The organism is Paraburkholderia acidisoli, from assembly GCF_009789675.1.
In the GTDB taxonomy this organism is placed as follows: Bacteria; Pseudomonadota; Gammaproteobacteria; order Burkholderiales; family Burkholderiaceae; genus Paraburkholderia; species Paraburkholderia acidisoli.
On record NZ_CP046915.1, the window covers coordinates 1,161,990 to 1,173,791 of the forward strand.

The following is an 11,802-nucleotide window of genomic DNA, read 5'->3' on the forward strand; positions in this document are numbered from 1 at the left end:
GCGCTTTTCGCTTGCCGAGGCGTGGCGTTACAGCGCGGCGACGGCTTTGTCGGCGTCGGCATGGGCCGCCAGCGCCGCCACACTACGCGGCCCGACGATACCGAAGTGACTCGCCAGCACGTCCACGACATTGTCGGCCATGGCCGTGCGCGTTTCCTCGGTCGCCGAGCCGATATGCGGCGTGAGCACCACGCGCGGATTCGCGATCAACGCCGCCGGCACCTGCGGCTCGTGCTCGAACACGTCCAGCGCGGCGCCCGCGATGCGCTGCGTGTTCAGCGCTTCGATCAGCGCTGCTTCATCCACCACGGGACCGCGCGCGATGTTGACGAGAAAACCGTTGGGGCCGAGCGCGTCGATCACCTTCGCATCGACCAGATGATGCGTTTGCGGCGTGAGCGGGCAGGTGAGGATCAGCAAGTCGCTGTCGGCGGCGAGACGTGTGACGTCGTCGTAATACGGCAGGTCCACGGACTTGCGATTCGGGCCGTAATACGCGAGCTGCGAGCCGAACGCGCGCAGGCGCTTCGCGATGGCCGCGCCGATCGTGCCGAGCCCCACGATGCCGACCTTCATGCGCGAGATCGAGCGGCCGAGCGGCAGCGCGCCGTGCGTGGCCCAGTTGCCCGAACGCACGTAGGTATCCGCTTTGACGATGTCGCGCGTGAGCGCGAGCGCGAGACCGATAGCCGTGTTCGCGACGTCTTCGGCCAGAATGTGCGAGGAATTTTCGATGCGGATGCCGCGTGCCTTCGCGCTCTGCACGTCGAGATTGTCGAGGCCCGCGCTATAGCTCGCGATGATTTCGAGCGCGGGCAGGGCGTCGAGAAAGGCCGCGTCGATCTTCGTCTTGCGCAGCGCGATGCCGCGCACGGCGGCGCCGTGCTGCGCGAGAAACGCGCGCGCTTCGTCGGTGTGCTTCGGCAGGTCGAGTACCGTGAAGAGCGACGCGAGTTCGGCCTGGGTGCGCGCGGGCAGTTCGGCCGCGTTGAGAATGATGGGTTTCGACATGATGAATCGGAGTTCCGTTTTTTTACGTTCGATGCCTGAATACGGGGATGCCATGGCGCGTGGCGCGCGTTTGCGCTCAACCGCGGTTCAGCTCCACGCGCTCGATGCGGCCCATGAACACGAGGTAGACGATGGCCGCCACGAGGCAGTGTGCCGCGACAAAATACAGCCCGGCGGTATAGCCGCCCGTGGCTTGCACGATATAGCCGAAGGCGATGGGCGTGACGATACCGCCAATATTGCCGATGCAGTTGAAGATCGCGCCGGCAAGACCCACGGCTTCGCGCGGCGCGGTGTCGCTCGCGATGGCCCACGTGCCCGCGCCGGCCGCCGCGCCCTTGCCGAAGAACGCGAGCGTCATGAGCAGCACGATCGCCGTGTTGCTTTCCGTGAACGCGGAGAACACGATGCCGCAACCCACGGCCATACCGACGATATACGGCGTCTTGCGCGCCCACGACACGCTCCAGCCGCGGCGGATCAGCCAGTCCGAAATCGCGCCGCCCGCGATGCCGCCCAGAAAGCCCGAGATGGCGGGCAGCATGGTCGCGAGACCGGCGTGCAGGATGTCCATGCCGCGCGCCTGCACGAGATAGATGGGGAACCACGTGATGAAGAAGTAGCTCAGCGCGATCACGCAATATTGGCCGATATACGAGCACCACAACATGCGGTTGCTGAGCAGCAGGCGCAGCGTTTTGCCGGAGATGGCGGGGCGCGCGAGCCGTTCGTGTTTCGCGTCGATGTCGACCATCGCGCCGCGCGAGACGAGCCAGTCGAGTTCCGCCTGCGACACGCGCGGATGCTTGCGCGGCTCGTGCATCACCACGGCCCACACGCCCGCCGAAGCGATGCCGATCAGCCCGAGCGCGAAGAACGGCGCGGGCCAGCCGAACTTGCCGGTGAGCCAGCCTGCGAGCGGCGAGAAGATCGCCACCGCGAAATACGATGCGGAGGCGAACAGCGAGGTCGCGAGACCGCGTTCTTCCTTGGGGAACCACATCACCGTGACGCGGCTGTTGGCCGGAAAGCTGGGCGCTTCGATCAGGCCGAGCGCGAAACGCAGCGCGAACAGAAGGCCGAGCGCCATCGACAGGTCGGTGGTGACGTGGCCGACAAACCCGACAAGGATCGTCGCGATCGACCACAGGACGAGCGTCGCGCCGTACATGGTCTTGGTGCCGAGCCGGTCGAGCAGCAGGCCGCCCGGAATCTGCCCGACCACATAGGCCCAACTGAACGCCGAGAGCACGTAGCCGAGCTGCACGTGGTTGAGCCCGAATTCCTTCGCGAGGCCGGGACCGGCGATCGAGAGGATCGCGCGGTCGGCGTAGGCGACGGTCGCGAGCAGCAGGATCGCGGCGAGAATCGAATAGCGGGTGCGCGTGACGCGGGTGGCGTCGGCGGCGAGATAACTGCTCGTTCTTTGCGTGGACATCGATTGTCTCCATGGTGCGTCCTGCTGCCCGGCAAACCGTTGAAAACAGCCTTGGAAACGGTCGACGGGCGGCGGCGCTATGATTGTTGGAATCGGCACTGCCTGAATTTGACGCGCGCCCGCCAAGGGCGTCAACCTTGATTGAGACAATCAACGTGCAAAACTGGATGACACAGGAGGAGGCGTGCCATGCGCTGGGCGTGCGCAAGCAGACGCTCTACGCCTACGTGAGCCGCGGGCGCATCGAGGTGCGCTGGGACCCCGAGCACGTGAGCCGCAAGCTGTATCGCGCCGCGGATGTCGCGGCGCTCATGAAACAGCGCGACGTGGGGCGCGCGCGCAAGACCATCGCCGCGAGCACGATGGCGTGGGGCGAGCCGATCATCAACACGCATCTTTCGACCATCGTGCGCGGGCGGCTCTATTACCGCGGGCGCGATGCGATTGGGCTGGCGGCCGGGGCCAGCTTCGAAGAGGTCGCGCGCCTGCTGTGGGACTGCGAGTGCGTGCCGGTTTTTTCGACGGTGCGCGATGCCGTGCCGCTGCCGGCCGGCGCCTCGATGCGCGCGCGGGCCTATGCGTCGATCGCGCTGGCGGCCAGCGACGCCGCGCCGGGCGGCACGATGGATCTCGCGCAACTGAATGCCGAAGCGGCGCGCCTCGTGAGCCGTCTCGCGAGCGGTTTCGTCGCGTTGGGCGATGAAGACGGTGCGCTGCACGTGCGTATCGCCAAGGCGTGGCGCTGTGAAACGCACGCCGGTTTGCTGCGCCAGGCGCTCGTGTTGCTCGCGGATCAGGAACTGACGACGTCGGCGTTCGCGGCGCGCGTGGCGGCTTCCACGGGCGCGTCGCTCGGCGCGTGCATGCTCGCGGGACTGGCGACGCTTTCGGGGCCGCTGCATGGCGATGCGGCTTCGCGGGTGCGGGCATTGCTGCTGGAGGTGGACGAACCGGGCGTGGAAGCGGGTATCGCGCGCTGGAAAGCGAAGCACGGCGTGCTGCCGGGCTTCGGTCACGCGCTGTATCCGCAGGGCGATCCGCGCGCGGCGGCGTTGCTCGCGGCGTTCGACGTGCCGGATACGGTGCGGGCGTTGATCGACCATGTCCGGGCCACCGAAGGCCTTGCGCCCACCATCGACATTGCCTTGATGGCGCTGGCCATGCGCTGCGCGTTGCCGCACGACGCCGTGTTCGCGTTGTTCGCGATCGGGCGCAGCGTCGGGTGGATGGCGCATGCGATCGAGCAGATCGTGAGCGGCAGTCTGCTGCGGCCGCGCGCGAATTACGTGGGACCGGGCGTGGCGGAGTGAGTGGATGCCTTTTCGAGGAGAGCACGCGATGAATGCGCAGTCCGAACCGGTGTCGATCGCGCAGATCGAAGCCGCCATCAACTTCTGGCGCGAACGCTGCCCCGCGGATGCGCAAAATCCGTCGCTGTGCGCACCGGCGAGAGCGCTGGCCGATGTCTACGGGTTGATGATCTATAGCGGGAAAACGAGTGTTGCGCGGGCGGCGTTGAGCCGCGAGCAGGCGGAAGCGTTGGCGGGGGCGGAGTAGGCGGATCGCCGCGGTAGTCACCCAGTTCACCCTAAGCGTGCCACACTAAACGTGCACGTTCATGCACGTTTACATTTCTTGTTCATGCACGTTATCATGCGTGCATGAACGATGACCCCCCACTCGCGCGGCGCGACGAAATTGCCAGCCGCCTCGCCGAAGGCAATGCGGTAGTCGCCGCCGCGCTCGCGCTCGAATTCGCGGTTTCCGAAGACGCGATTCGCCGCGATCTGCGCGCGCTCGCCGCCGAAGGCCGCTGCCGCCGCGTCTACGGCGGCGCATTGCCCATTACGCCCGCCTCCGCGCCCATGGCGGCGCGCATGGATCTCGCGCGCGAGCGCAAGGCGGCACTCGCGCGCGCGGCGGTGCCGCTGATCGAGCCGGGTGAACTGCTGTTTCTCGACAGCGGCAGTACCAATCTCGCGCTCGTCGACCTGTTGCCCGAAGACGCCGACCTCGCCGTGGCGACCAATTCCATCGACATCGCCGCGGCCGTGCTGCGCCGTCCCGATCTGCAACTCATCATGATCGGCGGCGCGGTGGACGCGGCGGTGGGCGGCAGTGTCGACGCGAAAGCCGTGCAGAGTGTTGCGCAGTTGAACATCGACCGCTGTTTTATCGGCTCGTGCGCGATCTCGCCCAAAGAGGGCATCAGCGTATTCGGTTTCGCCGACGCCCTGTTCAAGCGCGCCGTGCTCGAAGCCAGCGCGCACAGCGTGGTGCTCGCGCTCAACGACAAGTTCGGCACGCGCGCGGCGCATCGCGTCGCTACGCTCAAGGGCATTGCGTGTCTGATCGTGGAGCAGGATATGCCGCGCACGGAGCGCGCCGCCTTGTCGAAGGCAGGCGTTTCGCTGTTGCGGGCCGAAGCGCCGGCGCAGGCATGAACGTGTCCACGCAAAGCATCAGCACAACCAGCCAACGCGGAGTGAATGCACCATGCAAACCGTAGTCACCACGCCCCCTCTTTCGGCGGCGCGCCTCGCCACGCGGCTCGCGTTTCTCGTAGCCGGATTCGGCGTGGCATGCTGGGCGCCGCTCGTGCCGTTCGCAAAAGCGCGGCTGGGCGTTGGCGACGGCGTGCTCGGCATGCTGCTGTTGTGCATCGGCCTTGGCTCCGTCGTTGCCATGATGCTCACCGGCGCGCTCAGCGCGCGCTACGGCAGCAAGCCGATCATCGTCGCGGGCGGCTGCGGGCTCGCCGTGATCCTGCCGTGCCTGAGCGTGGTGAGCACGCCGCTCGCGCTGGGGCTGGCGTTGCTCGCGTTCGGCGCGTCGCTGGGTTCGCTCGATGTGGCGATGAATATCCACGCGATCGAAGTCGAGCGCCGCGAAGCCCGGCCGCTGATGTCGGGCTTCCACGCGCTCTTCAGCGTGGGCGGATTCGCGGGCTCGACCTTCATGACCTTCCTGCTTTCGCTGCACGTGAGCGCGCTCGCGAGCACGCTGCTGTGCGCCGCGCTCATGCTCGTCGCCACGCTGCTCGCGCGTTCGCGGCTCATCGAAACGGCCGAGGCGAACGAGGGGCCGCTGTTCGTCGCGCCGCGCGGTATCGTGCTCGTGCTGGCGGCGCTCACGGCCATCACGTTTCTCGTCGAAGGGGCGTTGCTCGACTGGAGCGCGTTGCTCATCACCGGCACGGGGCTCGTGGCGGCCGCGCATGGCGGTCTCGGCTACATGCTGTTCTCGATCGCGATGACGGCAGGGCGCTTCGGCGGCGACGCGCTGACAGCGCGCGTGGGCGACCGCGCGATGATGTTCTGGGGCGGCCTGCTTGCCACGGCCGGTTTCGTCGTCCTGCTGATCGCGCCCGTCGCGCTCGTGGCCATGGCCGGCTTCCTGCTGATCGGGCTCGGCGCGTCCAATGTCGTGCCGGTGCTGTTCCGCCGCGCCGGCTCGCAACGCGCGATGCCCGCGGCGCTCGCGGTCGCGGCCGTCACGACGACCGGTTACGCGGGCAACCTCGTCGGCCCGGCGGGCGTGGGCTTCGTCGCGAACGGCGTGGGCCTGCCGAACGCGTTCTGGATGCTCGCCGTGCTGATGTTCCTCGTGCCGTGCTGCGCGCGCTGGGTAACGGCCAAACGCTAGCCGGACCGACACACGCGGGTTCGCAACGGACCGTGCCGTACCGCGAGGGCGCTCGCCGAGGTTGACGATCGCACAGGCCGTGACCTAGCATTCGCTATAGCGGTGCAGGCCGCTTCCGGGTCCGCGGAAAGGGTTGAACCCACCTGTCGCGATCATGCACGTTTCGCTCATCCTTTGTGCTGCCGGTATTGCGGACCTTCGGCCATGACTGCACGAGGATGCTCATGAAAACGCTGCCACCCAACGCCCATTCCGATCACCTAAAGAAGCAGGCCAAGGAACTCTTGCGCCGCTATCGCGAGGGCGACGCGCACGCCGTCGCCCGTTTCATCGGCGCGCTGCCCGCCGCCGCGCAGCGTACCCACGAAGAAGTCATCGCGCTCGATTTGCGGCTGCACGACGCGCAGTCTTGCGTCGCGCGCGAATACGGTTTCGTGTCGTGGACCGAACTCAACGATCATGTCGACGCGCAGACCGTCGCGCGGCACGCGACCTCGCCACTCGCGCGCCGCTGGCTCGATCTCGCTTATGGCGGCGACGTCACCGGGCGTTACGATGCGGCGCGCCCGCGCGTGGCCGCGCAATTGCTGCGCGATCGTCCCGAACTGCTAGCGGCCGATGTCTGGGTGGCGTGCGCGGCCGGACATCGCGAGAGCGTGGAGCGCGCCCTGCACGCCGATCCCGCCTGGGTGAACCGCGCGGGTGGTCCGCTGAATCTGCCGCCGCTCGTGGCCGTCACGCATTCGCGCCTCGGTCAGCTCGCCGGGTACGCCGAACGTCTGCGCGAGTGCGCGCGCCTGTTGCTCGACGCGGGCGCCGATCCGAACCAGCGCATCGGCAATCGCTACCCGCCGGCTTCGCTCGCCCAACCAGACGAGGCCGGACCGCTTCCCGCGCTCTACGGCGCCGCGGGCGTCAATCGCGATCCGCAGCTCACGGCGATGCTGCTGGACGCGGGCGCCGACCCCAACGACAACGAGTCGCTCTATCACTCGCTCGAGAACCCGGTGGTTACGCGCGTGCTGCTCGAGCGCGGCGCGCGCGTGAGCGGCACGAACGCGTTGCGCCGTGCGCTCGATATGGCCGACGCGACCGCGCTCGAACTCTTGCTCGCGCATGGCGGCGATCCCAACGAACCGGGGCGCGGCGAAGTGGCGAAGACGTGGGGCGCGCCGCTATTGCGCGCGATCGCCGTGCGCTGTTCGGTCCGGCATATCGCCGCGTTGCTCGCGGCCGGCGCCGATCCCATGGCGAAGACACCGGATGGCGTGAGCGCCTGGCGGCTGGCCATGCAGACGGGGCAGGTCGACGTGGCGGAAGCATTGCGCGCGGCGGGCGCGGCGGAGGCGCTGGATGCCGAAGACGCGTTCGTGGCAGCGTGCGCCCGCGCCGACGTCGTCGCGGCACGCGCGCTTCAGGCAGCGCGCCCGGATCTGCCGGGCGCGCTGCCGCACGCGCGGCTGCGGCTGTTGCCCGACGCCGCCGCCTGGGGTTCGACCGATGCGGTCAAGGTCATGGTCGAACTGGGCTGGCCCGTGGAGGCACGCGGCGGCGACTGGGACGCCTCGGCGCTCAATCACGCGGTGTTTCGCGGCGATGCCGCGCTGAGCGCGTTTCTGCTCGCGCACGGCGCGACCTGGCGCGCGTTGCAGGGCTTCGGCAGCGACGTGCTCGGCACGCTCTCGTGGGCCTCGATCAACGAGCCGGACGGCGTCGAGCGGCCCGACTGGAAGGCCTGCGCCGAAGCGCTCCTGGCGCACGGCTTGCCCGCCGTCGAGCGCGATCCCGCGCAGACCGGCTGCGTTCGTATCGACGGCAGAACGATGCGCTTTTCGGACGAGGTGACGGACGTGCTGCTGGGAACCGGCGCCGCGTAGACACGGCGGCGGCGAATGTCGATCGGGCACGCGAGCGGAATCGCCTTACCGTATTGCATTTTGGTAAGGCCTCGCAGTTGTTGCGCGTTACTCCACGAAATTGTCACCGTGTTGAGCCGGTATGCTCGAACGCTCAAATACGGGAAGTGCAATTTGCAAGGACACGCCACACCATGTCACAACGACGTACCGCTTCGCGACCTTTCGCGTGCGTGCTGATTTCGCTGCTGCTCGCCTCGACTTCGCTATTGCAGGGCTGCGCGACGACCGCGCAAAACATCGCACTCGGGCTTGGCATCGGCACGGTGGGCACCGTCTCGGCGCTCGGCTGTCTGCTCACGTGCCAGTTGAACGATCCGCGTTGGTGATCGCGCGGAACGGCGCGGAATCGCCACGTTAATGCGCGGCTTTCATGCGCGGCGTTATAGCCGATGCCGGTCCTACTCGACCCAGTCGGAGCGATCGAGTCGCGCAGCGGGCGTCTCGCCCTGACGCAGGTCTTGCGGCGCGAGATCGAACGAGCGGCGAAACGCACGCGTAAACGCGGAAGCGCTGCCGAAGCCGAATGCGTAGCCCACGTCCTTGATGGGAATGCTCGGATACCGCACCAGTTCGGCGGCGGCGGCCCGCAAACGCAGGCCCTGGAGATACGCGCCGAGACCGCCTTCGTGTTGAAACAGCCGGTAAATCGTGGGGCGCGAGAGCCCGAGTTGATCGATGATCGATTCCGGCGAGAGCGTGCTGTCGCCGAGATTGGCGCGCACGAAACGGCGTACGTCGTCGAACATCGCGGCACGCGCGAGGGCGCTCCGGCTGCCGCTCAAGCCGGCTTCCTCGCCGAACGCCGCGAGGATCAGCGTCAATAGCGACGTGAGATGGCGCAGGCGCTCGGGCGTCGGCATCGAGCGAATCGTCCTCAATAGCTCGTTGGCGCGCGCGACGATCAGGCGCACGGCAGGCAACGCCGAGGCCAGCACGCGGCCGTGCAGGATGCCCGGATCGGCGAAAACCGGGGTCACGTGGGATGCCGGCACCATGAACGTGATGTGCCGGCAGGCGCGCCGTAATACGTTCACGGGCTGATCCATGTCGACGGCCACGATACCGGCGTCGAGCGGCGTGCCTGGTCGTTTCGACGAATGCGAAATCACGCTGCCCGAATCGCCGCCCAGGAAAATCTGAAACACGACAGCGCGCGCATTATCCTGCGAAATGCGTGCGATAGACCGGCTGAGCGTGACTTCGTCGCTATAGCAGTCGCTAAAAACATATTCGCCAATCGCATACCGGTCGAAATACGCGTGAAAAGGATTACGCGTTTGTTCGAGCGTCGGCAATACGTCGATGACTTGACCCACGCGATTACGCCAGGCGAGAAACTGTTGATGCCTGGGTAATGCCGATACGTCGAAGCGAATCGGTTCGACGATGGGCGGCGCACTGTCACCGGCCAGAGTGGGTCGAGGCGGCATGGAGGCGAAAGCTCGTGAGGTCGGACGAAAAACAGAATGCGGCAAATCGTGCGGCAGACAGGGGAAACCGGCGGTAATGCAGGCCATCAAACCGTACGGCCAATTACCACGCCCAAATTAGTCAAAGAAAAACGGCGCGTCAAGAAGGCAAACGTTTGCCAAAAATTTAATCTCGCATTCGGAAATTATTGCGGGGTTTTCGCGGTATTGATCGCCGGAATTGGGGTAGTAAAGAAGCACAGCCGCTGAATGCGGCTGTGGAAATCGGTGCTCGTCGGGTGAGTTTTTATGATTCGCGTAGTGCCGATTTCTTTGCGGATATTTCCGATTCTGACCTGACGGTGTTCAAAATCGACGGGACGGAGAAAGCGTTTGAATCAGGCCGCGCGCCGGTGCGCCCACTGTGCGAGCACCGCGCAGGCGATCAGCAATGCGCCCGTCACGAAGAACACCGCATGCAGCCCGAGATGCACGCCGATCGCGCCGCCGATCAACGGGCCCACGACCTGCCCCGAAAATTGCGCCGATTGCAGCCAGCCGAGCATGCGGCCCGTGCTGCGCTCGTCCACGGACTGGCGTGCGAGTTTCCCGATCGACGGCAGCAGGCCCGCGAGCGTCATGCCCATCAGCACGCGCAGCGCGGCGAGTTGCCACCACGCATGCACGAATGCTTGCGGGATCATCGCCAGACCCGTGAGCACGAGACACGCAACGATCACGCGCCAGCTGCCGAAGCGGTCCGCCCATGCACCCAGCCGCGCCGCCGTCAACATGCTGCCCAGCGCCGAACATGCCATCACGACGCCCGCGGTACGTGCGAGATGCGCCGCGCCCACGCCGAGCGAGCCGATATACACGGTGATGATCGGCTCGATCGACATGTTGGCGAGCAGCACCATCATCGCCGTCACGAGCAACGCGGCGACCACGGCGGGATTGGTGCGATGCGCGGCGTGCGTGCCGCTCGACGCCTGCGCGCGATCGCGCTTGCCGAGGCGTGCGTCGAGCGCGGGATTAAAGTCTTCCTTGACGATGAAAATGGTGAGCAGGGCCGCAGCCGCGATCATCGCGCCGCCCGCGAAAAAAGTGCCGCGTATGCCGAGCCAGTCGGGCAGCACGCCACCCACGAGCGGGCCGATGAGATTGCCGGCCAGCGCGCCCGTGGAGAGCACGCCGAGCGCCCAGCCCGCCCGCTCGCGCGGCGCCTGGGTGCCGACCATTACCGTCGACGCCGACGCGTAGCCGCCGATCAGTCCGGCGAGCAAGCGCAATGCGACGAGTTCGTAGACGTTGTGCGCAAGCCCGATCAACGACATCACGATCGCCATGCCGATGGCGGCGCGCACGAGCATGGGCTTGCGCCCGAAGCGGTCGGCGAGGCGCCCCCAGATGGGCGCGGTCACGGCGGTGCCGAGGAAGGTGGCGCCGAACGCGACGCCCGACCACTGGATCACATCGGCCTGCGCGCTCACGCCGAGCTGGCGCACATAGAGCGGCAGAAACGGCAGCAGCATGCTCAGGCTCACGAGCGTCGTGAACGAACCGAACACGCAGACGATCAGATTGCGCCGCCAGTACTGCCCATTCCGCTCGGCATAGCTGCGGGGCATTGCGTTTGACGATGCGGCGGATGCCGCGGGTTTTGAAAGCGTTTGCTGCATGGCGACTCTCGCGCGACCGATGATTGGAAGACGAAAACGAGTTTACGTTAAGCCGCCGGGCGAGAGAATCGATGTGCGACGGAAGTCATTCTTACGCGCAGCGATCGAGTGGCCGCTTTGAATCGACATGAAAAAGCGCCGATCGGATCGAACACTACGCGCGCGCCCTTGTCGTGCGTGATGGCTTTTACGCGTGCCGCGAGGTCTTCTTCTTCGGTGGCGATCACGTGGTGTGCGCCGGCGTCGAGCAGCGGCTGCGCTTTCGCCCGGGTGCTTTTGTAGTGAGTTTGTAATTTGGAGTGGATGGTGCCAAAACGGCGTGAATACGATGAAGTGCTCGAGTGCGCGATGGTCGCGACGCTCAATCTGATCAACGGCCGCTGGAAGGGTGTGATTCTTTATTACCTGCTCACCCACGGCACGATGCGATTCAACGAATTGCACCGGCAATTGCCGGGCTGCACGCCACGTCTGCTCGTCAAGCAATTGCGCGAACTCGAAGACGACGCGTTCATTTCCCGCACGGTTTATCCGGTCGTGCCGCCCAAAGTCGAATACGCGTTGACGGAAGAAGGCCGCACTATCGGCCCGATCCTTTCGCAACTCAACGAGTGGGGCACGGGCTGGCTCGAACGGCGCGGTTTGCGACCCAGGGCCGAGGAAACCGCATGACGCTCGCCGCGGATTGGGTGAACCGC

General features: G+C 66.4%; 13 protein-coding genes. 8 read left to right on the plus strand and 5 right to left on the minus strand.

The window, feature by feature from the left end:
* Positions 1 to 27: 27 nt before the first annotated feature.
* A complete protein-coding gene (locus FAZ98_RS27380) occupies positions 28 to 1,011 on the minus strand; it encodes a 2-hydroxyacid dehydrogenase (RefSeq protein WP_158955944.1) in 984 nt (327 codons plus the stop codon).
* Between the two features lie 76 nt (positions 1,012 to 1,087).
* Positions 1,088 to 2,449, minus strand: a complete 1,362-nt coding sequence (locus tag FAZ98_RS27385; RefSeq protein ID WP_158955946.1) for an MFS transporter — start codon at positions 2,447 to 2,449, stop codon at positions 1,088 to 1,090.
* A gap of 137 nt (positions 2,450 to 2,586) precedes the next feature.
* Here FAZ98_RS27385 and FAZ98_RS27390 point away from each other — a divergent pair, with 137 nt between their 5' ends.
* From FAZ98_RS27390 to FAZ98_RS27415, 6 genes are all read left to right on the plus strand, one after another.
* Positions 2,587 to 3,759 carry a citrate synthase family protein gene (locus FAZ98_RS27390; RefSeq protein ID WP_325072570.1) on the plus strand — a complete coding sequence of 391 codons (1,173 nt, stop codon included), beginning with the start codon at positions 2,587 to 2,589 and terminating at the stop codon, positions 3,757 to 3,759.
* A gap of 28 nt (positions 3,760 to 3,787) precedes the next feature.
* Positions 3,788 to 4,006, plus strand: a complete 219-nt coding sequence (locus FAZ98_RS27395) for a DUF3717 domain-containing protein (RefSeq protein ID WP_158955948.1) — start codon at positions 3,788 to 3,790, stop codon at positions 4,004 to 4,006.
* A gap of 104 nt (positions 4,007 to 4,110) precedes the next feature.
* Positions 4,111 to 4,893 (plus strand): DeoR/GlpR family DNA-binding transcription regulator, encoded by a 783-nt coding sequence (locus FAZ98_RS27400; protein ID WP_158955950.1) that lies wholly within the window; start codon positions 4,111 to 4,113, stop codon positions 4,891 to 4,893.
* A gap of 52 nt (positions 4,894 to 4,945) precedes the next feature.
* Positions 4,946 to 6,094, plus strand: coding sequence for an MFS transporter (locus FAZ98_RS27405; RefSeq protein WP_158955952.1), 1,149 nt, complete (start codon positions 4,946 to 4,948; stop codon positions 6,092 to 6,094).
* Positions 6,095 to 6,318: 224 nt separating this feature from the next.
* Entirely contained in the window at positions 6,319 to 7,971 is a 1,653-nt protein-coding gene (locus FAZ98_RS27410) for an ankyrin repeat domain-containing protein (RefSeq protein WP_158955954.1), read from the plus strand.
* 173 nt (positions 7,972 to 8,144) lie between these two features.
* Positions 8,145 to 8,339 carry a hypothetical protein gene (locus FAZ98_RS27415; protein WP_158955956.1) on the plus strand — a complete coding sequence of 65 codons (195 nt, stop codon included), beginning with the start codon at positions 8,145 to 8,147 and terminating at the stop codon, positions 8,337 to 8,339.
* 72 nt (positions 8,340 to 8,411) lie between these two features.
* On the opposite strand, the gene FAZ98_RS27420 is transcribed toward FAZ98_RS27415, so the two are convergent.
* Positions 8,412 to 9,158, minus strand: a complete 747-nt coding sequence (locus FAZ98_RS27420) for an AraC family transcriptional regulator (protein ID WP_158955958.1) — start codon at positions 9,156 to 9,158, stop codon at positions 8,412 to 8,414.
* A 321-nt stretch (positions 9,159 to 9,479) separates the two neighbouring features.
* Here FAZ98_RS27420 and FAZ98_RS35755 point away from each other — a divergent pair, with 321 nt between their 5' ends.
* On the plus strand, positions 9,480 to 9,692 hold the full coding sequence (locus tag FAZ98_RS35755; RefSeq protein ID WP_233272862.1) for a hypothetical protein: 213 nt from the start codon (positions 9,480 to 9,482) through the stop codon (positions 9,690 to 9,692).
* 128 nt (positions 9,693 to 9,820) lie between these two features.
* Here FAZ98_RS35755 and FAZ98_RS27425 read toward each other — a convergent pair whose 3' ends face one another.
* Both FAZ98_RS27425 and FAZ98_RS36110 read right to left on the minus strand, forming a co-directional pair.
* Positions 9,821 to 11,053 carry an MFS transporter gene (locus tag FAZ98_RS27425; RefSeq protein WP_233272863.1) on the minus strand — a complete coding sequence of 411 codons (1,233 nt, stop codon included), beginning with the start codon at positions 11,051 to 11,053 and terminating at the stop codon, positions 9,821 to 9,823.
* A gap of 98 nt (positions 11,054 to 11,151) precedes the next feature.
* On the minus strand, positions 11,152 to 11,469 hold the full coding sequence (locus tag FAZ98_RS36110) for a zinc-binding dehydrogenase (protein WP_199272423.1): 318 nt from the start codon (positions 11,467 to 11,469) through the stop codon (positions 11,152 to 11,154).
* Between FAZ98_RS36110 and FAZ98_RS27435 the strand changes: the two genes are divergently transcribed.
* Positions 11,453 to 11,776, plus strand: coding sequence for a winged helix-turn-helix transcriptional regulator (locus FAZ98_RS27435; protein ID WP_158955962.1), 324 nt, complete (start codon positions 11,453 to 11,455; stop codon positions 11,774 to 11,776). The genes FAZ98_RS36110 and FAZ98_RS27435 overlap by 17 nt on opposite strands.
* Positions 11,777 to 11,802 lie beyond the last annotated feature (26 nt).

Coding starts and splice junctions, on each gene's coding strand:
- FAZ98_RS27385 (WP_158955946.1), bottom strand. CDS start 2,449: ATGTCCACGCAAAGAACGAGCAGTTATCTCGCCGCCGACGCCACCCGC.
- FAZ98_RS27425 (WP_233272863.1), bottom strand. CDS start 11,053: ATGCCCCGCAGCTATGCCGAGCGGAATGGGCAGTACTGGCGGCGCAAT.
- FAZ98_RS27410 (WP_158955954.1), top strand. CDS start 6,319: ATGAAAACGCTGCCACCCAACGCCCATTCCGATCACCTAAAGAAGCAG.
- FAZ98_RS27415 (WP_158955956.1), top strand. CDS start 8,145: ATGTCACAACGACGTACCGCTTCGCGACCTTTCGCGTGCGTGCTGATT.
- FAZ98_RS27400 (WP_158955950.1), top strand. CDS start 4,111: ATGAACGATGACCCCCCACTCGCGCGGCGCGACGAAATTGCCAGCCGC.
- FAZ98_RS27395 (WP_158955948.1), top strand. CDS start 3,788: ATGAATGCGCAGTCCGAACCGGTGTCGATCGCGCAGATCGAAGCCGCC.
- FAZ98_RS27435 (WP_158955962.1), top strand. CDS start 11,453: ATGGTCGCGACGCTCAATCTGATCAACGGCCGCTGGAAGGGTGTGATT.
- FAZ98_RS27380 (WP_158955944.1), bottom strand. CDS start 1,011: ATGTCGAAACCCATCATTCTCAACGCGGCCGAACTGCCCGCGCGCACC.
- FAZ98_RS27405 (WP_158955952.1), top strand. CDS start 4,946: ATGCAAACCGTAGTCACCACGCCCCCTCTTTCGGCGGCGCGCCTCGCC.
- FAZ98_RS35755 (WP_233272862.1), top strand. CDS start 9,480: ATGCGGCAAATCGTGCGGCAGACAGGGGAAACCGGCGGTAATGCAGGC.